Origin of the sequence: Streptomyces sp. NPDC008137 (assembly GCF_042957035.1) — a bacterium.
Taxonomy (GTDB): domain Bacteria; phylum Actinomycetota; class Actinomycetes; order Streptomycetales; family Streptomycetaceae; genus Streptomyces.
On the sequence record NZ_JBIBHN010000039.1, the window covers coordinates 1 to 20,868 of the forward strand.

Annotated in this window: 12 protein-coding genes and 4 pseudogenes; 9 read left to right on the forward strand and 7 right to left on the reverse strand. The window is 69.7% G+C overall.

Annotated features, from left to right (window positions below):
- Nucleotides 1-149: 149 nt before the first annotated feature.
- From ACFZBT_RS36660 to ACFZBT_RS36670, 3 genes and pseudogenes are all read left to right on the forward strand, one after another.
- Nucleotides 150-1,002 (forward strand): annotated as a pseudogene (locus ACFZBT_RS36660) (IS5 family transposase).
- A gap of 72 nt (nt 1,003-1,074) precedes the next feature.
- A pseudogene (locus ACFZBT_RS36665) lies at nt 1,075-1,346 on the forward strand (hypothetical protein).
- A 41-nt stretch (nt 1,347-1,387) separates the two neighbouring features.
- Nucleotides 1,388-1,726, forward strand: coding sequence for an inner-membrane translocator (locus ACFZBT_RS36670; protein WP_391113460.1), 339 nt, complete (start codon nt 1,388-1,390; stop codon nt 1,724-1,726).
- A 70-nt stretch (nt 1,727-1,796) separates the two neighbouring features.
- On the opposite strand, the pseudogene ACFZBT_RS36675 reads toward ACFZBT_RS36670, so the two are convergent.
- Nucleotides 1,797-2,380: pseudogene (locus ACFZBT_RS36675) on the reverse strand (aldo/keto reductase); the annotation flags it as partial.
- Nucleotides 2,381-2,932: 552 nt separating this feature from the next.
- A complete protein-coding gene (locus ACFZBT_RS36680) occupies nt 2,933-3,421 on the reverse strand; it encodes a GNAT family N-acetyltransferase (protein ID WP_391113462.1) in 489 nt (162 codons plus the stop codon).
- Between the two features lie 226 nt (nt 3,422-3,647).
- On the opposite strand from ACFZBT_RS36680, the gene ACFZBT_RS36685 reads away from it, so the two are divergent.
- A complete protein-coding gene (locus ACFZBT_RS36685; RefSeq protein ID WP_391113465.1) occupies nt 3,648-5,333 on the forward strand; it encodes an RNase J family beta-CASP ribonuclease in 1,686 nt (561 codons plus the stop codon).
- Between the two features lie 197 nt (nt 5,334-5,530).
- Here ACFZBT_RS36685 and ACFZBT_RS36690 read toward each other — a convergent pair whose 3' ends face one another.
- From ACFZBT_RS36690 to ACFZBT_RS36700, 3 genes are all read right to left on the reverse strand, one after another.
- Nucleotides 5,531-6,910, reverse strand: a complete 1,380-nt coding sequence (locus tag ACFZBT_RS36690; protein WP_391113468.1) for a DEAD/DEAH box helicase — start codon at nt 6,908-6,910, stop codon at nt 5,531-5,533.
- A 316-nt stretch (nt 6,911-7,226) separates the two neighbouring features.
- Nucleotides 7,227-8,345: a fatty acid desaturase gene (locus ACFZBT_RS36695; RefSeq protein ID WP_391113471.1), complete on the reverse strand. Its 1,119-nt coding sequence runs from the start codon at nt 8,343-8,345 to the stop codon at nt 7,227-7,229.
- A 7-nt stretch (nt 8,346-8,352) separates the two neighbouring features.
- Complete coding sequence (locus ACFZBT_RS36700; protein WP_391113474.1) at nt 8,353-9,408, reverse strand: FAD-binding oxidoreductase; 1,056 nt, start codon at nt 9,406-9,408, stop codon at nt 8,353-8,355.
- A gap of 86 nt (nt 9,409-9,494) precedes the next feature.
- Here ACFZBT_RS36700 and ACFZBT_RS36705 point away from each other — a divergent pair, with 86 nt between their 5' ends.
- The gene (locus ACFZBT_RS36705; protein ID WP_391113477.1) at nt 9,495-10,634 is read left to right on the forward strand and encodes a helix-turn-helix domain-containing protein; all 1,140 of its coding nucleotides are present in this window, start codon (nt 9,495-9,497) and stop codon (nt 10,632-10,634) included.
- Nucleotides 10,635-11,204: 570 nt separating this feature from the next.
- On the opposite strand, the pseudogene ACFZBT_RS36710 reads toward ACFZBT_RS36705, so the two are convergent.
- Nucleotides 11,205-11,348 (reverse strand): annotated as a pseudogene (locus ACFZBT_RS36710) (alcohol dehydrogenase); the annotation flags it as partial.
- A gap of 3 nt (nt 11,349-11,351) precedes the next feature.
- On the opposite strand from ACFZBT_RS36710, the gene ACFZBT_RS36715 reads away from it, so the two are divergent.
- The 4 genes from ACFZBT_RS36715 to ACFZBT_RS36730 all read left to right on the forward strand — a co-directional run bounded on the left by ACFZBT_RS36715 (nt 11,352) and on the right by ACFZBT_RS36730 (nt 15,410).
- Entirely contained in the window at nt 11,352-11,474 is a 123-nt protein-coding gene (locus tag ACFZBT_RS36715; protein WP_391113480.1) for a hypothetical protein, read from the forward strand.
- A gap of 122 nt (nt 11,475-11,596) precedes the next feature.
- Nucleotides 11,597-12,838: a metallophosphoesterase gene (locus ACFZBT_RS36720; RefSeq protein WP_391113483.1), complete on the forward strand. Its 1,242-nt coding sequence runs from the start codon at nt 11,597-11,599 to the stop codon at nt 12,836-12,838.
- Between the two features lie 110 nt (nt 12,839-12,948).
- Nucleotides 12,949-14,076: a CocE/NonD family hydrolase gene (locus ACFZBT_RS36725; RefSeq protein ID WP_391113486.1), complete on the forward strand. Its 1,128-nt coding sequence runs from the start codon at nt 12,949-12,951 to the stop codon at nt 14,074-14,076.
- An 86-nt stretch (nt 14,077-14,162) separates the two neighbouring features.
- On the forward strand, nt 14,163-15,410 hold the full coding sequence (locus tag ACFZBT_RS36730; RefSeq protein ID WP_391113489.1) for an MFS transporter: 1,248 nt from the start codon (nt 14,163-14,165) through the stop codon (nt 15,408-15,410).
- Between the two features lie 56 nt (nt 15,411-15,466).
- Here ACFZBT_RS36730 and ACFZBT_RS36735 read toward each other — a convergent pair whose 3' ends face one another.
- The gene (locus tag ACFZBT_RS36735) at nt 15,467-20,695 is read right to left on the reverse strand and encodes a family 43 glycosylhydrolase (RefSeq protein WP_391113493.1); all 5,229 of its coding nucleotides are present in this window, start codon (nt 20,693-20,695) and stop codon (nt 15,467-15,469) included.
- Nucleotides 20,696-20,868 lie beyond the last annotated feature (173 nt).

Genomic DNA, 20,868 nt, shown 5'->3' on the forward strand with positions numbered 1-20,868 from the left:
CCCGGTGAACGTCTCCACCCACACCGGCTCAGCCCTCAACACCCCACCCATACAGGCAAGATGCCCGCCACCAAGCCTTCTGCAACACCCTTTAGACCGTGTTTTAGAACTGGGGTCCGTGTCTCGCCTCGTGCCGTGATGATCTCGGTGTGGGGCGAGGGGATCTTTCAGATGACCAGTGGGCGGTGCTGGAGCCGTTGTTGCCGGTTGCGGTCTTGGGCAGACCGTCGATGCGCCGGCGGCGATTGGCCGACGGGATCCGCCGGCGGGTTCGGACCGCTGCTCCGTGGCGGGATTTGCCGACGGAGTACGGTCCTGGCAGACGGTCTATGGGCTCTTTCGTCGCCGGCAGCGAAGTGGTGTCTGGTCATCGGTGCTGACCGGGCTGCAGGCCCGGGCGGACGCCGTGGGTCTGATTACCTGGGACGTGAACGTCGACTCCACGATCTGCCGGGCCCACCAGCATGCGGCCGGTGCTCGGCGGGACGACCAAGCCCAGAAAGAACCGCCGGGCGGCAACCAGGCCGAGCTGGGCCGGTCCCACGGAGGCTGGACCACGAAGATTCACCTGGCCTGCGAAACAGGGACAGAGACCGTTGTCGCTGCTGGTCACAGCCGGGCATCGGGGAGACAGCCCGCAGTTCACGGCCGTGCTGGAAGCCATCCGGGTTCCTCGTCTTGGACTGGGCCGGCCACGGGTCCGTCCGTTGCGGGTGCGGTGCGACAAGGCGTACTCGTCGCGCGCGAACCGCGCGTGTCTGCGGCGACGCGGGATCCGCTCCACGATCCCAGAACCTGCCGATCAGGCAGGCCACCGCAAGCGTCGGGGATGTCTGGCGGGCGGCCTGGGCCTTCGACCGTGAGGACTACAAGGCTCGGCATGCGGTCGAGTGCGGCATCAACCGGCTGAAGCGGAACCGGGCGGTGGCGACCCGGTTCGGCAAACTCGCGGTCCGCTTTGAGGCCACTGTGCTCGTCGCGGCGATCAACGAATGGCTGTGACCTGCCGGAAGTGTCGGTCCCACATGTCATTCTTGCCGCGGTCAGTCAGCGGGTTGAGGGGAGACAGGGCCGATGGGGGCTGCGTGTTACCGGGCCGAGAGTGAGAGCGGCGACCACGCCGATGACCCGTCCGAGGACGCGCTGTTCATGCTGATCGAGGACCTCAACGACTCGGACAACACGTTCGTCGTCATCCAGCCCGATGACGACGACCCGGCCTGATTCACCTCCGTCGCGGTCCTGGACGAAGGCGGCCAGGTGTTCTGTCCGGGGAGGTCGTCCCGCGCGACACCACCCGCCGTGAGCATGACGTCGTCACCGAGACCAGGGTTGCAGGTCGGTGACGGACCGTCCGGAAGAGTGCATTCCGCGCGATCGTTGAGTCATGCCCGAACTCGCCGACAACGAGCCCTCCCGCGGAGTGAGTGCCGTCACCTCGGGTTGTCTCCTGCTTCTCGTACTGATGGCGGACGTGGCGGCCGCGCTGTTGGTCGTCATCGTTCTTACCGTCCGGAGGCTGGGCCGGATGGACGCCGGTTCCGGACAGACAGCGACCAGCGCGCCGCCCCTGGACTGGGGGCCCGTCCTGGGTTTCGGCGGTCTTGCCCTGGCGGTCGGCGTAACGGCTGTCGTGCTGCTGCGGATCGGGCCCCGAGTCATCGGGGCGGTGCAGCTGACGCTCTGCGTTTTCCTGGTAGTCCACGCGCTGAGGTTCTGGCCCTGACCCAGATGTGGACCGAAGAGTCTGCCAGGGGCGATCCCGACGATGCCGGGGGACCTGGTGTCAGCCCGTGTCAGGGAGCCGCGGGCGCTGTCCGTGGTACGTCGGGCCTGAGCAGGCCCTGGTCGCGCAGGTCGTCCCACTGGGCCTCGGGGACGCCCTGACGGTGGAGGTCCGTGTTCCGTCCGACCTAGTCGGACGTGCGCATGCCCAAGGTGACGTTGACAACGCTGGTGTGGGTGTGCGGGAAGGCGATGGCTGCGGCGGGCAGTGTGGTGCCGTGCCGCTCGAACACTTCGGCGATGGCCAGCGCCCGGTGGACGAGGTTCGGTGGGGCTGTCTCGTAGTCGTACGTCATATCGGCAGTGGGCCGGTCGCGGGAGGGAGCCCGGAGTTGAACACGCCGGCCGCGACGACGCTCTTGCCGTGCTCCCGAGCTGCGGGCAGGACATCGTCGAGCGCCGACTGGTCGAGCAGGGTGTAGCGCCCGGCCACCATCACGACGTCGGCGGCGGTATCGCACAGGAAGCGGGCGAGCACGGCGGACTGGTTCATCCCGGCACCGATCGCGCCGATCACTCCCTGGCCGCGCAGGTCCGCGAGCGCGGGCAGAGCCTCGTCGGAGGCCTGTCGCCAATGGTCGTCGGGGGCATGAAGGCAGGCGAGGGCGTCCGCCACCTCGTCCGCAGTGAAGCGCGTGGTGGCTCCGGGTGGCTACCCGCCAGACCCAGGGCTACGAGACGGTGACGCCACCCGCTCGGCGTCGGGTGTGCGGAAGGTGGCCTCGGCGCACCGGGCGCCGCCCTCGGCCAGGGCGATGGCCGGTGGACCCCGCCATGCCCGAGTCGGGCACGGTCAGCCCACCCAGGATCCGCGCCCCGGCGAGCACGGAGGCCAGGTCGACGGTCATCTGCCGAGCCATTCGCCTGCTGCGGCTCGGCCGACGCCGGGGCGCGACTTCCGACTCCGCACGAGAGCAGGCCGCGGGTCCACCACCACACCCTCGATCCCAGACAGCCGGCGTCCGCGCCAACCATCTGCCCCGTACGATCCCGCCCCCTCCCAATCGCTCGCACTGCAGCCCCAGCATGGTGCGAACCGGCGCCGCCAGACCAAGATCCGGACCACTTCCGGACCAGCCCCCGACAGAAGGCTGCGCCAACTACCGTTTTACCTGGTCAGCGTCGACTGCGAACCAGCACACCACCGTCATGCCGAAGCAATGCGAAACTCGAATTCGGGACGGTCCCACGGCACGGCGGGCGGGTTCGCGAGCGCGGTCCCGGTCCGCACTGCACCGACGCTGTGGTAGAAGTCCTCGGCGGGACGATGCGACACGACCTTGACACGGTCGATCCCGGCGGCGCGGGCCTCGGACTGCATGTGCGCGACGAGCAGCCGTCCGATACCACGCCCTTGCGCTTCGTCGGCGACGAACAGCAGATCGAGCTCCGGTGGAGCAAGGACGAGCGAGTAGAACCCGAGGACCCGGCCTCCATGCTCGTCGGCACCGACGGCTACGAAGGCGCGGTGGGCTTCGATGTAATCAGGACCGACCCGGTAGCCCGCCACTGCGGCCGCGTACTTACCCTCGTAGGCGCCTGAGCCCCGTACGAGCCGCGTGAGCCGTTTGGCATCCCGCGCGACAGCCCTCCGGATCGTGATCGGCCCGCTGATCGGGGACGTGCGTGAACTCATCGGGAAAGTATGTCGCACCGAGATCCCGTCAGGATGTTCCTCGGCGGGGCCTCGCCGCCTCACCCGCTGTCGACGGAAGGCGGTCCCGCCTTCACCACGCCCTGTACTGGCTGCCGACGCAACGCGGTCGGCCCGGGGCAGCCGCTGCGGGTGCAGCGCTCCGACGGACGGAGAGATCACACAGGCAATGGATCATCTCGTTCCCCTCTCCGGGTACCGTCAAGGTATGAGCCATCCACACCCCGAACTGAAAGCCGCCCCACCCCTTCCCGAAGGAGGGCTGCGGGTCATCGCCCTGGGCGGCCTGGGTGAGATCGGCCGAAACATGACCGTGTTCGAGTACGCCGGCAAGCTGCTCATCGTCGACTGCGGCGTGCTGTTCCCCGAAGAGACCCAGCCAGGCGTGGACGTGATCCTGCCGGACTTCACCTCGATTCGGGACCGGCTGGACGACATCGTGGCCGTGGTCCTCACCCACGGCCACGAGGACCACATCGGCGGCATGCCGTACCTGCTGCGCGAGCGGTCCGACATTCCCGTCGTCGGCTCCAAGCTGACGCTCGCGTTCCTGGAGGCCAAGCTCAAGGAACACGGCATCCGGCCGCGCACGGTGCGGGTGCGGGAGAGCGACCGGCGCGGCTTCGGGCCCTTCGACCTCGAGTTCGTGGCGGTCAACCATTCCATCCCGGACAGCCTCGCGGTCGCGATCCGCACCGGCGCCGGCATGGTGCTGCACACCGGCGACTTCAAGATGGACCAGTTCCCTCTCGACGACCGCATCACCGACCTGCGCGCCTTCGCCCGCCTCGGCGAGGAGGGCGTTGATTTGTTCCTCACCGACTCCACCAACGCCGAAGTGCCCGGCTTCACCACCTCCGAGCGTGAGCTGAACCCGGCGATCGAGCAGGTGATGCGCACCGCGCCCCGCCGGGTCATCGTCTCCAGCTTCGCCAGCCATGTGCACCGCATCCAGCAGGTCCTGGACGCCGCCCACGAGCATGGCCGCAAGGTCGCGTTCGTCGGCCGGTCGATGGTCCGCAACATGGGCATCGCCCGTGACCTGGGCTATCTGAAGGTCCCGTCCGGTCTTGTCGTGAGCACGAAGGAGCTGGAGAAGCTCCCGGACCACAAGATCACTCTGGTATGCACCGGCTCCCAAGGCGAACCGATGGCAGCGCTGTCACGGATGGCGAACCGCGACCACATGATCCGCATCGGCAAGGGCGACACCGTCCTGCTCGCCAGCTCCCTCATCCCGGGCAACGAGAACGCCATCTACCGGGTGATCAACGGGCTCACCCGGTGGGGCGCCCACGTGGTCCACAAGGGCAACGCCAAGGTGCACGTCTCCGGGCACGCCAGCGCCGGCGAACTCGTCTACTGCTACAACATCGTCAAGCCGCGCAACGTCATGCCCGTGCACGGCGAATGGCGCCACCTGCGGGCCAACGGGGACCTCGCCATCCGTACCGGCGTCGATCCCGAGCGTGTCGTGATCGCCGAGGACGGCGTCGTCGTCGACCTCGTCGCCGGGCGGGCCTCCATCACCGGCAAGGTGCCCGCCGGCAACGTCTACGTGGATGGCATGGAAGTCGGGGGCGCCACCGAAGCGTCCCTCAAGGACCGCCTCACCCTCGCGGAGGAAGGCGTTGTCACAGTGGTGGCCATCGTCGACGCGGACACCGGCGCCCTCGCCGAGGCCCCCGACTTCCTGGCCCGCGGCTTCGTCCACGACGACACCACCTTCGAACCGGTCATCCCGGTCATCGAGAAGACCCTGGCGACCGCCGCCGAGGAAGGCGTCGGGGACGCCCGCCAACTCGAACAGCTCCTCGCTCGCGCCGTGGCGAACTGGGCGTTCCGCACCCACCGCCGCAAGCCCCTCATCATCCCCGTCATCATCGACGCCTGAGCCACAGCCCGGCAGCACGAGCCGGGCTGGTCCGTGATCGAGTCGACGCAGACCGCTTCCGGGACACCGACCGTCTGCCGCGCAAGGTCGGTGTCCTGCAACCTCGGCTTGATCGGTTCGGCGAGGTCGGCCGCCCGCTCCGGCTGGGTGGGCCAAGTCGTCGCTGCCCGTGACGCGTTCACCCATATGGGAACGGCTCAGCCGCCGCGCCGCACCCGGGCAGCCCTGCGGGCCTCCGCGAGCTTGCGGGCCTCGCTGCTCTTCCGGGGCGACCTGCCACCCGAGCCGCTCTTCGCGTCCTTGGTGCTGCCCAGGCCGCGGAACGGGGCGTTGCGGTTCTTGGGGCGCGCTACGGCAGGCCCGCCGTCGAGAGGCTCTCCTGAGGGGGCCTTGGCGCCGGTGATCCGGCTCAGCTCCGCCTCGCCGGACCGCACTTTGGTGACCTTGGGAGCGACGTCGGCGTCTGCCATGACCTGGCTCGTCTCGCGGCGCTGTCCCGGCATGACGAGTGTCACGACGGTGCCGAAGCGGCCGGCCCGGGCCGTGCGGCCCGCGCGGTGCAGATAGTCCTTCGGGTCGGTGGCCGGGTCGACGTTGACCACGAGGTCGAGGTCGTCGACGTGCAGGCCGCGTGCGGCGACGTTCGTCGCCACCAGCGAGGTGACCTGCCCGTTCTTGAACTGGGCCAGGGTCCGGGTGCGCTGCGGCTGGGACTTCCCGCTGTGCAGGGCGGCGGCGGCCACTCCGCTGGCCCGCAGATGCCGCGTGAGCTGGTCGACGCCGTGCTTGGTGTCCAGGAACAGCAGGACGCGGCCGTCCCGCGCGGCGATCTCCGTGGTCACGGCGTACCGGTCCGGGCCGTGCACGACGAAGACATGGTGCTCGATCGCGGACACCGCGCTGGACGAGGGGTCCACGGAGTGCACGACGGGGTCTCGGAGGTAGCTCCGCACCAGCTGGTCGACGTCGCGGTCGAGGGTTGCCGAGAACAGCATCCGCTGGCCGTCGGGACGCACCTGGTCCAGGATCTCGGTGACCTGCGGCAGGAAGCCCATGTCACACATCTGGTCGGCCTCGTCCAGGACCGCGATGCGCACCCGCCCCAGTCGGCAGCCCTTGCGCTCGATGAGGTCGTGCAGGCGGCCGGGGGTGGCGACGACGATCTCGGCGCCGTCCCGCAGCGCGGCGGTCTGCCGTCCGATGGACACGCCGCCCACCACGGTCGCGAGCCGCAGCCGCAGGGCCTCGGCGTACGGGGTGAGCGCCTCACCGACCTGCTGCGCCAGCTCCCTGGTGGGCACGAGGACGAGCGCCAGCGGCTCCTTGGACTGCGCGCGCCGCCCGGCCGTCCGGGCGAGCATCCCCAGGCCGAACGCGAGCGTCTTGCCCGATCCGGTGCGGCCGCGGCCCAGGACGTCACGGCCCGCGAGCGCGTCCGGCAGCGTCGCCGCCTGGATCGGAAAGGGAACCGTCACACCGTGCTCGTCCAGCGTCCGCAGAATCCCGGCCGGCAGCCCCAGCTGCGCGAAGGATGCCAGCGTGGGCAGCGCCGAAGTGGGGCTCGCCGCCTCGGACAAACATCCCTGCCGCCGACCATCGCCACGTGCTGATTCGCTCACAGAAAGCCTTCCTCCGAGGGACCGTACCGAGGAAGGCGCGGCGGGGACGCGGTCACCAGCCCGGGACACCGAACGGAGCACCGGCACAGCGACCCTGCAAACGGCGAACGCTAGCACACCGTGGCCGTCAGTGCCGACCCCGTCCGGCCCCCCGTTCCCCGGCCGTCGGCTTCACCACGCCCCGGACCGCCGTCAGTTGTGCGCCCAGCTCGCGAATGAGTCAGTGAACGTGCCGGAGCAGCCCACACCGAATGATCTGAACCCATGCCGGGAATCAGGCCGCGACGAGTTCCTGCTCTCGGTCCGGGGTCTTGACCTTGGGCTTCTTGTTCGGCAGTGAGAGCCGGAAGACCTTGCGCCACGCGGAGAAGACCTGCTTGGGCAGCGGCCCGGTGACGTACTCCAGCTCGTACTTCTCGAACAGCGCGCGCACCTTCACCGCGACCTCGGCGTACCGGTTGCTCGGCAGGTCCGGGAACAGGTGGTGCTCGATCTGGTGCGACAGGTTGCCGGTCATGAAGTGCATGGCCTTGCTGCCGCTGATGTTCGCCGAGCCCATCATCTGGCGCAGGTACCACTGGCCACGCGTCTCGCCCTTGATCGACCGGCGTTCGAAGACCTGCACGCCCTCGGGGAAGTGACCGCACATGATCACTGAGTGGGTCCAGAGGTTGCGGACCAGGTTCGCGGTGAACGTGGCGGCGAGCGTGGTGAGGAACGACGGGCCCGACAGCAGCGGGTGGATCACGTAGTCCTTGAGCACCTGCTTGCGGATCTTGCGGCCCACGTCCTTGGCCCGCGCGCGGAACTCCGGGTTCTTGCGGCGGCGCTTGTGCAGGTTCTTGCCGAGCTCCAGGTCGTACGCCGCGATGCCGTACTCGAAGAAGCAGGCGTTGATGAAGTTCCACAGCGGCTGGCCGAGGTGGAACGGGTGCCACTTCTGGTCCTCGTCGACGCGCATGATGCCGTAGCCGAGGTCGTTGTCCTTGCCGATCACGTTGGTGTACGTGTGGTGCAGCTCGTTGTGCGAGTGCTTCCACTGATCAGCCGGCGAGACGTGATCCCAGTCCCAGGTGGTGGAGTGGATCTTCGGGTCCCGCATCCAGTCCCACTGGCCGTGCAGGATGTTGTGGCCGATCTCCATGTTGTCCATGATCTTCGCCACGGACAGACCGGCGGTGCCGATCAGCCACGCGGGCGGGAAGAACGAGAACAGCAGCACGCCCCTGCTGACCAGCTCGAGCTTGCGCTGCGCGGAGATGACCTTGCGGATGTAGGCGGCGTCCTTCTCGCCGCGGTCCGCGATCACCTCGTCGCGGATGGCGTCCAGCTCGCGGCCGAGCTCCTCGATCTGCTCCGCGGTCAGGTGGGCGGTGGGGTCGATGGCGGTCAAGCTGTTCCTACCGTTCGATGTCGCAGGGGCCCGCCGCGGCGGACACGCAGGTCTGGATGAGGACGCCCGGCTCGGCCTCGGTGATCTCGCCGGTGCGCAGGTCACGGACGGCGCCCGCCTTGAGCGGCGTGACGCAGCCGAAGCAGATGCCCATGCGGCACCCGGACGGCATGAGCACGCCGGCCTCCTCGCCGACGTCCAGCAACGGCGTGGCGCCGTCCGCGTCGACGGTCTTGCCGGTGGTGCTGAACGTGACCTCGCCGCCGTCGCCGGTGGCGACGACGCTGGGGCGGAAGCGCTCGGTGTGCAGGCGCTCCGGGATGCCGTGCTCGCTCCAGTGCTTTTCGGCGGCGTCGAGGAGGCCCGCGGGTCCGCAGGCCCAGGTCTCGCGCTCGGCCCAGTCGGGGACGAGTTCGTCGAGACGGGCGATGTCGAGCATGCCGTCGGTGTCGGTGTGCAGCTCGGTGAGACGCAGCTTCTTCTCCGCGACCAGGCTGTGCAGATCGTCGCGGAAGATCACGTCGTGCGGCTGTGGCGCGGAGTGGACCATGACGACATCGTCGAACTCGGTGTCGCGCAGCATGCCCATCACCGGCGTGATGCCGCTGCCGGCCGTCAGGTAGAGCACCTTGGCGGGCTTGGTCTGTGGCAGCACGAAGTCACCGGTTGCCTGGTCGAGCTGGATCAGCGTGCCCGGTTTCGCCCTGCGGACCAGGTGGTTGCTGACCTTGCCGTCCGGGATCGCCTTCACGGTGATCGTGACGCGGCCGTCCGGGCGGTTGGTCGGCGAGGTGAGGGAGTAGGCGCGCCACAGGCGCACCCCGTCGACGTCGACCCCGATCCGCACGTACTGACCGGCTGTGTGGCCGCGCCAGCCTCGTCCCGGCCTGATCACGATGGTCGCGGCGTCACGTGTCTCGGGGTGCACGGCCTCGATGCGCCCACGCAGGTCCGCGCCCGCGCGCAGCGGGCTGACCAGGTCGAGGTAGTCCGACGGCAGCAGCGGCGTCGTGACCATCTCCAGTAGTTTCCACGCCCTGCTGCGGAGGGCTGCACTCGTCATGACTCCAGCTTGATGCGCCTCAGGGCGTAAAGTCCTGTCCGTAAGATGTGAATCTGGTCGGCCGAATTGTTCACAGGGAACAAAACATGAGCCATGTAATCCGGAGGGCCACCGAGCTGGCCCTGGATGACACGACGGTCACGGCACTTCGGGCCGCGCTGAAGACCACCGCCGACGAGGTCGTGCAGGCGATCATCGACGAGGTCCCTCCCTACGCCAACGCCCTCTCGGGCCACATGGGCGCCACCATCCGCCGAGCCGTCCGCACCGCCCTGGGTCACTACCTGGACGTGGCGAGCGGGAACGCCACGAGCGGCGACGCCGGTGACGCGGCTTACGAGCTGGGCCGCGGCGAGGTGCGTGACGGCCGTTCGATGGACGCCCTGCTCAGCGCCTACCGCGTCGGTGCACGCGTGGCCTGGCGATGCCTGGCCGCCGGTGCCGTACCCGCGGGTCTGCCCGCCGCCGAGGTCGCGAAGTTCGCCGAGCTGACCTTCGCCTACATCGACGAGCTCTCCGCCGCGAGCGCCGCGGGCCACGCCGACGAACTGGCCGCCCGGGGCCGGGTTCATGAGCGCCACCTGGAACAGCTGGCCCGCGACCTCCTCGTCGGCGCGAGCCCGGACGTGCTGCTGGCCTCGGTTCAGCGGGCCGGGTGGCAGCCTCCGGTTTCGCTGACGGCGGTCCTGGTGCCCGCCGCTCAGGCCCGGCCCGCCCACCGCGCGCTCGACCCGAGCACCCTCGTCCTCGACGATCTGCCGGACGCCCTGGGCGTGCTGCTCGTCCCCGATGCGGACCGATCACATCTGTTGAGGCAGCTGGCCGACCGCACCGCCGTGGTCGGCCCGGCCCGGCCATGGACGCGTGCGTCCGCCTCGTACGAACGAGCCGTACGCGCGCGCTCCCTCTCCTCCGACATCCGCGACACCGAGGAGCACCTGCCCGAGCTGGTGCTGAGCGCCGACGCGGACGCGTACGCGGACCTGCGCGACCGAGCCCTCGCACCGTTGCGGACCCTGCCTGACGCGACCGCACGGCGACTGGAGGAGACATTGCGGGCGTGGCTGCTGCACCAGGGCAGGCGGGAGGAGGTGGCGGCGGCGTTGTTCGTCCATCCCCAGACCGTCCGGTACCGGATGTCGCAGCTGCGGGAGCTGTTTCCGGATCTCGCATCGCCACACCGGGCCCTTGAACTGACTCTGGCGGTCGGTCTTCCGGTCAGCTGACCCGCCCGGGGTCACAGGACGCGTTGGTGCGACGAGCTCCTGCGCGGTGCGCGTGAGGTCGAGGTTCCTGCCGATCCGCACGGCCGCCTCGTCGAGGACCGCGAGGCGCTGCCGCGCCCAGTGCTGCTCACTGCTGTCGAAGGCGGCCATGCCCACCGCGCACACGTCGCCCGCGTCGCCGAAGACCGGCCACAGGATCACGTTCCAGGCGTGCTCCCGGATGCCGGACGGGGCCCGGGTGAAGCTCTCGTAGTGCGCCGGCTTGCCCGTCGCGGGCACGTCCCGCGGCGCCTGCGGCATGCCCTGCTGGTCCACGTCCGCGGGACGCCGTAGGGATGGACGCGGCCGCGCAGGACATCCTCCTCGACCCCCATGACCTGGCAGGACTCCTGGTTGAGCCGGAGGTAGCGCTGGTCGGTGCCGAAGATCGACATCGAGCGGGTCGCCTGCCGGAACGCCTGCTCCACCAGCGACCCGTTGTCGTCCCCACCCGCGGGCTCCATTCGAGCAGTGTGCGCCCGCACTCACGGCCCAACAACCGAACCCCGAGGAGGCCGGGCCCGGCCGGGGTCAGGAGACCAGCGTTGAGATGTCGATCACGAAGCGGTACCGCACGTCGGAGCCGAGCACCCGCTCATACGCCTCGTTGATCTTCTCGGCCGGGATGACCTCCACCTCGGCACCGAGGCCGTGCTCGCCACAGAAGTCGAGCACGGTATGACCGCCGACATCGAACTGATCGAGCGCAGGACGTCAACTCCGCCTGAGCGGGTCCTCGCCGGCGACGTCCGCAACCGCTTCGTGATCGACGGCGCGACCTTCGCGGAGCCGAAGGCCTGAGAGACCGCATCAGCCTGAATCGAGGCAGGCCGGGGCAGTAGCGCCCTGTCACCGGTCCGGCCGGCCCAAAGCGGCGACCGGATACAGTGCGCGAGAAGGCAGCCTGGTCAGAGAGGGCAAGCGTGACCGACACGAGCGACACCCGGTCCGCCGAGGGTGAAACGCGCACCCCGCGGCAGAGCCGACTGCACCGCCTGATGCGCTTCATCCCCCTGATCGCCCCCGTCCTGCTGTGGGCCGTGCCCTGCTGGGTGCTCCTGCACACCGGCCAGCACTGGCCGCTGCCCGTCGCGCTGGCCGGCACCGCGCTGTTCGCCCTCGGCCTCATATGCATGCCGCTCGCGATGGTGCGCGGCCACGGCCGGCGCCAGCAGGACAGGGCGGCGATCCTGGGTGACACCCTGCTGGGCACCAGCTGGGTCCTGTTCACCTGGTCCGTGCTGCTCGGCGTCCTCTTGCGGCTCGCCCTGACCGTGGCCGGCGTCGGGGAGAGTCAGGACCGCGCCCGCATCGTCACCTGGGCCGTCCTCGGCGTCACCGCCGTACTGCTCGCCTGGGGGTACCGCGAGGCTCGCCGCGTGCCACGGGTGCGCCGACTCGACGTGCAACTCCCGCGACTGGGTGCCGGGCTGGACGGCATCCGCGTCGCCCTCATCACCGACACCCACTACGGCCCGCTCGATCGCGCCCGCTGGTCGGAACGGGTGTGCGAGACGGTGAACACTCTGGAAGCCGACCTGGTCTGCCACACCGGCGACATCGCGGACGGCACGGCCGAACGCCGCCGCGCCCAGGCCGTCCCGCTCGGAACCGTACGGGCCACCCACGCCCGTGTGTACGTCACCGGCAACCACGAGTACTACAGCGAAGCCCAGGGCTGGGTCGACCTGATGGACGAGCTGGGCTGGGAGCCGCTGCGCAACCGCCATCTGCTGCTCGAACGCGGAGGCGACACCCTCGTGGTCGCCGGCGTGGACGACGTGACCGCCGAGTCCTCCGGCCTGGCGGGCCACCGCGCCCATCTCGCCGGAGCCTTGAGCGGCGCCGACCCCGACCTGCCCGTCCTGCTCCTGGCGCACCAGCCCAAGTTCGTCGACCGGGCGGCAGCCGCCGGCATCGACCTCCAGCTCTCCGGCCACACCCACGGCGGCCAGATCTGGCCCTTCCACCACCTCGTCCGCCTCGACCAGCCCGTCCTCGCCGGCCTCAGCCACCACGGCCCTCGCACCCTCCTCTACACCAGCCGCGGCACCGGCTTCTGGGGCCCGCCGTTCCGTCTCTTCGCCCCCAGCGAGATCACCCTGCTCGTGCTCCGCTCCCCGCACAGCCCGCGGGGTGGGGGGTCGAGCTTGTACCCCCCATAAACGCGACCTGCCACGTATGGAGCGGAAGCGGTTCTCTGGAATCGCGCCTGGGTCACGACACCACCGACCTTCGCGTTTTTCCTCCATCGACCGGATATGAGGTCCACTCCATGGAACGTCGCAAAGCGCTCGGACTGATCGCCGCCACCGGCACCGCCACCGCCGCCTCCTTCACGGCTCTGCCCTCCTTCGGTGCGGAGACCGGCCCCGCCGCGGGTACCACGGGACAGGGCAAGGCCTCGGGCAAGGGCGGCTACACCTTCGCGCTGGACAAGAACGTCAAGCGGACTTCGGTGCGGTTCAGCAACCGCTACGGCATCGAGGTCGCCGGAGACCTCTACGTGCCGAGGAATGCCAAGGGCAAGCTGCCGGCCCTGGTGGTCAGCGGCCCGTTCGGCGCGGTCAAGGAACAGTCCTCCGGGCTCTACGCCAACGAGTTCGCCCGCCGCGGCTACGTCGCCCTCGCCTTCGACCCCTCCTTCACCGGGGAGAGCGGCGGCACGGTGCGCGACGTGGCCTCGCCCGACATCTACACGGAGGACTTCAGCGCCGCCGTCGACTTCCTCGGCCTGCGGACGATCGTCGACCGTGAGCGGATCGGTGTGCAGGGCATCTGCGGCCTGAGCGGTATGGCGCTCACCGCGGCGGCCGCGGACAGCCGTATCAAGGCGGTCGCCACGTCCGCGATGTACGACATGTCGCGCAGCATGTCCCGCGGTCACGAGGACTTCTACACGCGTGAGCAGCGCCAGAAGGTCGTGGACCACCTCAGCCGGCAGCGCTGGACCGACGCCGAGCAGGGCGCCTTCGCGCGCGGGTCCCACGAGGTGCCCTTCGACGGGAACGGCGATGTCGCCCCCTCGGACCGCGTCCTGCCCAAGACCCTCCCGGCGGACGCCGACCCGGTCACGAGGATCTTCTTCGACTACTACCGCACCGAGCGCGGCTACCACCCGCGCTCGATCAACTCCACCACCGCGTGGACCGCGACCACGCCGATGTCGTTCTTCGCCTTCCAGCAGATGACGAACCTCGACATGCTGGCGCCCCGCAAGGCCCTCATGGTGACCGGCACCGAGGCACACTCCCGTTACTACTCCGAGGACGTCCGGGCGAAGTCCCCCGACAACATCGACCTCGTGGTCGTCCCGGGCGCGGACCACGTCGACCTGTACGACCGCAAGGACGTCATCCCCTTCGACAGGCTCGACGAGTTCTTCACCAAGAACCTCGCCTGACCGGAAGGCGTGGGCAGCCGCACGCCCGGCCCGGTGCGCTGAAAACCTGTTGCCGGGCGCGCTGCCCAGCCCCGACGATCAGGCGCATGTCTGCCGCCCTGGCGCCCTTGCGCCACCGCTCCTTCCGGCACCTCTTCATCGGCACGACGGCCAGCCTGCTCGGCAACGCGGTGACGCCGATCGCCCTGGCCTTCGCCGTGCTCGACGCCACTGGCTCGGTCGGCTCGCTCGGGTTGGTGGTCGGTGCGCACTCCCTCACCGGCATTCTCTTCCTGCTGTACGGCGGGGTGTTGGCGGACCGGCTGCCGCGCGGTCCGCTGCTCGTCGCCAGCAGCGTGGTCAGCGCCGCGAGCCAGGCGGTGGTCGCCACCCTCGTCCTCACCGACAGCGCCGGCATCCCCCTGCTCATGGTGCTCGCCGCGGTCAACGGAGCGGCAGGTTCCTGCTACCAGCCCGCCGCCCAGGCCCTGCTGCCCCAGACCGTGCCGGCCGAGTCCCGCCGCGCCGCCCTCGCGCTCTCCCGGATCGCGGGCAGCAGCGCGATGATCGTGGGCGCCTCGCTGGGCGGCGTGCTGGTCGCCGTGGTCGGCCCCGGCTGGGGGCTGGCGGTCGACGCGCTCAGCTTCGCGCTCGCCGCGGTGTGCTTCGCGCTGGTCCGCGTCCAGGTCGCGCTGCCCGCGCCCAGCCCCGGCGTGGTGCATGAACTGCGCGTCGGCTGGGAGGAGTTCACCTCCCGGAGCTGGGTGTGGGTGATCGTGGTGGCCTTCTGCTTCCTCAACGCCGGTGTCACCGCCTCGTTCACCGTCCTCGGCCCGGCCGTCGCCGACAGCACCGGGATCGGCCGCACCGGCTGGGGCCTGGCCGTCGCCGCGGGCTCGCTCGGCGCGGTCGCCGGCGGCGTACTGTCGCTGAGATGGCGGCCCCGGCGCGCGATCCTGGTCGGCTGCGCGCTGATGGGCCTGACGGCGACGACCCCGCTGCTGCTCGCGCTCGCTCCGTACACCTGGCTGCTGGTCGTGGCCAACTTCGTGACGGGCATGGGCGTCGAGCAGGCCGGCGTCGCCTGGTACGCGACCCTCAACGAGCAGATCCCCGAGGACCGTCTCGCCCGCGTCTACGCCTACGACGACCTCGGCTCCTACCTCGCCCTCCCACTCGCCCAGTTCGCCGCCGGACCCGCCGTACTCCTCCTCGGCCTCCGGGCAACCCTCTACGCGGCCGCCGCGCTCATCCTCCTCGCCACCCTCGCCATGGTGGCCACCCCCTCCATCCGTGCGCTGGTTCCCAAGACCGCACCACCGCCGGCGTTCTCCGAAGATCCGGTGCCGGGCTGAGCTCGACTCGCCGATGTGATCGAAGCGGCCCGGCGGTGTGGAGTCGACGACACGACCTAATGACCCTGGTCGCCGATGGACACGGCTCCCTTCGTCCTGGCCCCGGTCTTGTTGTCGTAGAGGACGTCGCCGGTGGACTTCTTCCAGATCTTGATGCGGAAGGTGTCCGGGCCGTCGGTGGCGGTGATTCTGAAGGCGTAGCCGCTCTTGCGTCCCACCGTGCCGGTGCCCTGGTAGACGGCCTGGGAGCCGTTCACCACGAGCCAGTCGGAGCCGGTCGAGCGGAAGGTGAGCCGGGCCGGGCCGAAGACGAAGGTGGCTTTGCCGGTGGGGGCGTCGGCGCCCTTCCGGTACTGGGCGAGCAGGGTGAACGCCGCCTTGCCGGACAGCCCCGGCTTCGCCGGGTAGGCCCCGGCCGGTGAGGTGATCGTGCCGGCGCCTACGGCGGGCCCGGCCGTGCGGTCGTAGACGACCAGCTCCGCGAGCGTGCTGGTGTCCGTGCCATTGTCGTCGTCGGTGACCGTGACGACCGGGCGGTGGATGCCCGCGTCGTCGTAGACGTGTGCGGCGCGGCAGCCGGTGTCGGTGACCGTGCCGGTCGTCGGCCGGCTGCCGTCCTTCCAGTCGACCGTGCAGGTGTGGCGGTCGGCCGTGCCCGGGTCGTCGAAGGAGGCGGTGACGACGGCGGCCTTGCCCACCGGGAGGGGCGTGCCGGGGCCCTTGGCGGATGTGATCGCCGGGGCGGCGTTGGCGACCTTGACGGTCGTGGTGTCGGTGCCGCGTCCACCGGTCAGGGTGACCTGGAAGGTGCCGTCATCGGTGCAGGTGAGGGTCGTGCGGGCCGCCGCGGGGTCCTTGACGGTGCAGGGGGCGCCGTCCTGGACGGTCCACTTGGGGGCGCCCGCCCCGGAGACCGTGCCGGTGAGGGTGACCGGCTCGCCCTCGGTGCCGGTGGCGTCCGGCCCGGCGTGGACGACGGTGACCGGGTCGATGCCGCCGAGGGTCGGGACGACCTTCTCGATCAGGCCGTCGGAGTCGAACTCCAGCTTGTCGACGGTGGTTTCGCGGTGGGTGCCGTCGCCGCCGGGGATGGCGAAGCGGTGGTAGGCGATGTACCAGTCGTCGGTGTTCGGGACGTGCACGACGGAGTGGTGTCCGGGTCCCTTGATGCCCAGGGACAGGTCCTTCTCCAGGATCACGCCCTGCTTGGTCCACGGGCCGGTGGGCGAGGGGCCGGTCGCGTAGGCGACGCGGTAGTTCTCGTCCCGGGTGTCGTTCTCCGACCACATGAAGTAGTAGGTGCCCTTGCGCTTGATGACGAAGGTGCCCTCGTTGTAGCCGCTCGGGGTGATGTCCGTGACCTTCGCGGTGTCGATGGAGGTCATGTCGTCGCCGAGCGGGACGACGTAGGCGCGGCCGTTGCCCCAGTAGAGGTACTGCTTGCCGTCGTCGTCGGTGAAGACCGCCGGATCGATCATCTGGCCGCGGAAGTCTCCGGCCTTCAGCAGGGGTTTGCCGAGGGCGTCCTTGAACGGCCCGGTGGGCGAGTCGGAGACGGCCACGCCGATGTTGGCGTCGGCGCAGAAGTAGAAGTAGTACTTCCCGTCCTTCTCGGTCATCGCGGGCGCCCACGCCCTGCTGTCCGCCCAGCTGACGTCCGGCCCCAGGTCGAGGATGACGCCGTGGTCCTTCCAGTGGACCAGGTCCGTGGAGGAGTAGGCCTTGAACTGTGTGCCGCTCCAGCCCTCGAAGCCGTCGGTCGTCGGGTAGATGTAGAAGGTGTCTCCGAAGCGCACGATGTTCGGGTCGGCGTTCAGGCCCGGCAGGACCGGGGTCTTCATGATCAGTGCCGAGACCTTCCAGGTGCGCTTCTTGCCGTCGGATCCGGTCACTTCGTACGTCGCCGGCTTGGTGAAGTCGCGCACGCTGCCGGAGGCGGGGCTGATCGTCGCGCCCTCGGCGAGCGTGAACTCCGGTGCCAGCGCGGTGAGATCGGTGCCCGCCTTCATCGGCAGGGTGATCGAACCGCTCGCGTTGTCGACGAGCGCGTCGACCTTGAGCGCCGGGTGCGTCACCTTGGCGATGCCCGCCGTGTTGCCGCTGAGCCGCATGACCTCGGTGCCGGTGAGGGCACGGTCGTAGACGCGGAAGTCGTCGACCTCGCCGCCGAAGTAGGGGTCGGCCGCGTACAGGGACCGGCCGATGTAGCCGCTGTAGTCCTTGGCCGCGCTGTACAGCTCGGACGGCTTGATGGTGGTCGTCGTACGGGCCGCCTCGATGCCGTCGGCGTAGAGGACCATCGTGCCGGTGGCGCCGTCCAGCGTCACCGTGACGTGCCGCCACTGGCCGGGCGTGAGCTGCGAGCCCGCCGTCAGCTTCGACTCCGCCGACCAACTCGCCTTGGTGATGGCCGAGTAGAGGCTGGAGCCGCCGTTGGACGGGGTGGCGAACAGGTACTTGTCGCTGTCGGGGCCGAGTCCGAACAGCCACTGGAAGCTGCTGCCGCCCTTCCACTTGGCGTACGTCGACACCGTCACGCTGTCGGCGTTCTTCAGCACACCGTTCGGGATCTTCACGTACGGCGAGCTCGACGAGTCGCCGGACATCTTGAACGAGCCGCCCTCGACACCGGTGCCGAAGTCGGGCGTGCGGACGTAGGTGCCGTGGTAGCCGTGCCCGCTGGAGTCACGGGCGATGCTGCCGCTCGTCTCGTCGAAGGCGTAGTGCAGGAGCAGGTCGGCGGGGACGTCCGGTCCCTCCTCGGACACGGTGACCTCGGCCCGGACCGGGATCGCGGTCCCGTCCGGCAGGCTGCCCGTCACGGTGAAAGTGCCTGCCTGGGCGTACTTCGACGCCGGTACGTCCTCCCAGGCGACCGCGACGGGACGCTTGGCGCCGTCGGCGTACTCGGCGATCACGGTGGCCGGCAACACCGGTGCCCGGCCGATCCCGGTCTTCACGGACACGTCCTCGACGCTCTTCACGATCTGGTCGGGCTGGTAGGCACGCAGCAGCCGGTCGTACTCGGCCTGGGTGACCGGCAGCACCGTGCCGTGGCGGGGCTTGGCGGGCAGGTCGTAGCCGGTGGAGGGCGTCCAGGTGCCGGAGTCGAGGTCGGTCGTCTCGAACGGGATGTAGCCGCGGCCGCCGAACTCGTCGAGGAACGCGTACCACTTCTCCTCGGTGTTGGACTTGAACACCAGTGGTCCCTCGGCGGCGTTCATCGCGCCCTTGCCGATGCCCTCGGCGACCGGGGTCCAGGACGGGTTCAGGATCGAGTCGCTCTTCTCCTGGAAGATGAACTTGCTGTTGGGGGTGGAGGAGCTGTTGTTCCGCTCGTCCTTGGACAGGCGGTAGTACGTGCCGTCGTGCCGGATCATCGTGGAGTCGATGACCGAGTAGCCGCGGTCGATCCAGACCTCGGGCTCGCTGAAGGTGTGGAAGTCGCGGGTGGTGGCGTACATCATGCGGTTGTACGTGTCGCCGGAGTGGTCGGCGTTGTCGTACAGCTTCGACGCCCAGAAGACGACGTACTCACCGCGCTCGGCGTCGTAGAACGCCTCCGGCGCCCAGGTGTTGCCGGCGCTGTCGGGTGACACCTTGACCAGGCGCTGGTCGGTCCAGTGCACCAGGTCGGTGGACTCCCAGACCATGATGGACTTGCTGCCGGTGCGCTGGGAGGCGTCCCAGTCGCCGTTGCCGTAGATCCTGAGGTCGGTGGCGATCTGGTAGAACTTGTCGCCCTCCGGGGAGCGGATGATGAACGGGTCGCGCAGGCCCTTCTCGCCGAGCGTGGAGGTGAGGACCGGCTTGCCGTCGTTCAGCTCGCGCCAGTGCAGCGGGTCGTCGCCCTTGCTGAGGGCGGCGTAGAGCTGTTCGCCGTCCGAGGTGCCCTCGCCGGTGAAGTAGCTGAACATATAGCCCTTGAGGGCCGCGTCCGCGGGCAGTTCGGGCACCTTGGCCGTCATGACTCGGGTGGCCTTCGCCTCGCCCTTGGTGACGGTGGCGGTCAGTTCGACGGTGGCGGGGCCGTCGCCGTGCGCGGGACGGTTGACCTCGCCGCCGGCGGAGACGACGTCCGGCTTCGCGGAGGACCAGGTGACGGCCGTGGCGTACTTGCCGCTCTTGGGCAGGGTGAGGTTGCCGCGCACGTCGTCGAGGTTGTGGACCGTGAGGGCCTCGGCAGCCTCCCGGGTGGCGGCGCCGTCGCCGAGCGCGGGCCGGACCCTGACGTCGAAGGTCTTGGTGCCGGTGACGGAGCCCTTCCTCAGAGTCGCCGTGAGCGTGGCACGGCCGTCCGGTGAGCCGGCTTCGGGGCGTGTCACCTTGCCGGTGCCGGACACCACGGACGGGTTGTCGCTGTCCCAGCTGATGGCGGAGCCGCCGGCCGGGCCGGTCTTCGGCAGGTCCAGGTCGGAGGTGACGCCGCTGGTATCGCCGAGGCTGAGGGCTTCCTTGTCGTCGGCGACGCCCTGGGTGGCGACGGGGAGGGAGAGCTGCTCGACCTCTGAGCCGTCCAGGGCCCGGTCGTACACGCGGAAGTCGCGGATCCGGCCCTTGAAGAGCTTGTCGCCGTCGTAGACGGACTTGCCGATGTAGTTGGCCTTGGTGGTGCCGGAGCCGATGGCGCCGGGCGTGATGGTGACCGAGGTGTTGCGGCCGACCTCGACGCCGTCCTCGTAGAGCACGCCCGTGGAGCCGGTCTGGGCGTAGGTGACGTGCTTCCAGACGCCGCGGGTCAGGTTGTGGGAGTCGGACGGCCTGGTGGTCTGCTCGGTCGACCAGTTGCCCGTCGCGACGGAGGTGCGGAAGGAGTTGCCGGTGGTGAACAGGTAGCCGTTTCCGGTGCCCGCGCTGGTGTTGCCGAAGCCGTAGAGGAAGTAGGGCGTGCTCTGGGCGGAGTCGATCAGTACGTCCATGGAGACGGTGATCGCGTCCATGCCCTTCATGACGTCGTCCGGCACCTTGATGTAGGTGTCGGACCCGTTGAAGGCGAGCCCCTGACCGGATGCCGACCAGTCGGCTGTGCCGCTGACCGTGCCGTTCCGGCCGTTGTCGGAGGCGTCGGTCACGGTGCCGCCGGCGCCCGCGTCGAGTTTGTACCACAGGGCCAGGCCGTCGGTGATGTCCGCGGCCTCGGCCGCCGGTGCCGCGGGGGCCGCCTGTGCGGAAGCGGTGGGTCCGGCGAGGGTGAACAGCATCGACGCGGCGGTCAGTCCGGCGAGATGGCCCGCCCGACGTCTCGCGCGGCTGCGAAGTCGTGCGCATCGTGCGACGTGCGTCATGTCGAGGTTCCCTGCTGAGGCATGGCTGATGACGGGCAAGGCGGAACGCTGAAACGAGGAGCCGGCGCGGCGACGGCAAGCTCTTGCCGTGGGCCTGCCGTTACACGCGGGTGACGTGTGTTGCGAGAGTCTCAGTCGACGCCCAGGGCAGCGTCAATAGGTTTCGAACAATG

Bases quoted from the DNA above. Each gene is read 5' to 3' on its own strand.
- ACFZBT_RS36705 (WP_391113477.1), top strand. From the start codon at position 9,495: ATGAGCCATGTAATCCGGAGGGCCACCGAGCTGGCCCTGGATGACACG.
- ACFZBT_RS36685 (WP_391113465.1), top strand. From the start codon at position 3,648: ATGAGCCATCCACACCCCGAACTGAAAGCCGCCCCACCCCTTCCCGAA.
- ACFZBT_RS36730 (WP_391113489.1), top strand. From the start codon at position 14,163: ATGTCTGCCGCCCTGGCGCCCTTGCGCCACCGCTCCTTCCGGCACCTC.
- ACFZBT_RS36725 (WP_391113486.1), top strand. From the start codon at position 12,949: ATGGAACGTCGCAAAGCGCTCGGACTGATCGCCGCCACCGGCACCGCC.
- ACFZBT_RS36670 (WP_391113460.1), top strand. From the start codon at position 1,388: ATGCCCGAACTCGCCGACAACGAGCCCTCCCGCGGAGTGAGTGCCGTC.
- ACFZBT_RS36680 (WP_391113462.1), bottom strand. From the start codon at position 3,421: ATGAGTTCACGCACGTCCCCGATCAGCGGGCCGATCACGATCCGGAGG.
- ACFZBT_RS36715 (WP_391113480.1), top strand. From the start codon at position 11,352: ATGACCGCCGACATCGAACTGATCGAGCGCAGGACGTCAACTCCGCCT.
- ACFZBT_RS36700 (WP_391113474.1), bottom strand. From the start codon at position 9,408: ATGACGAGTGCAGCCCTCCGCAGCAGGGCGTGGAAACTACTGGAGATG.
- ACFZBT_RS36735 (WP_391113493.1), bottom strand. From the start codon at position 20,695: ATGACGCACGTCGCACGATGCGCACGACTTCGCAGCCGCGCGAGACGT.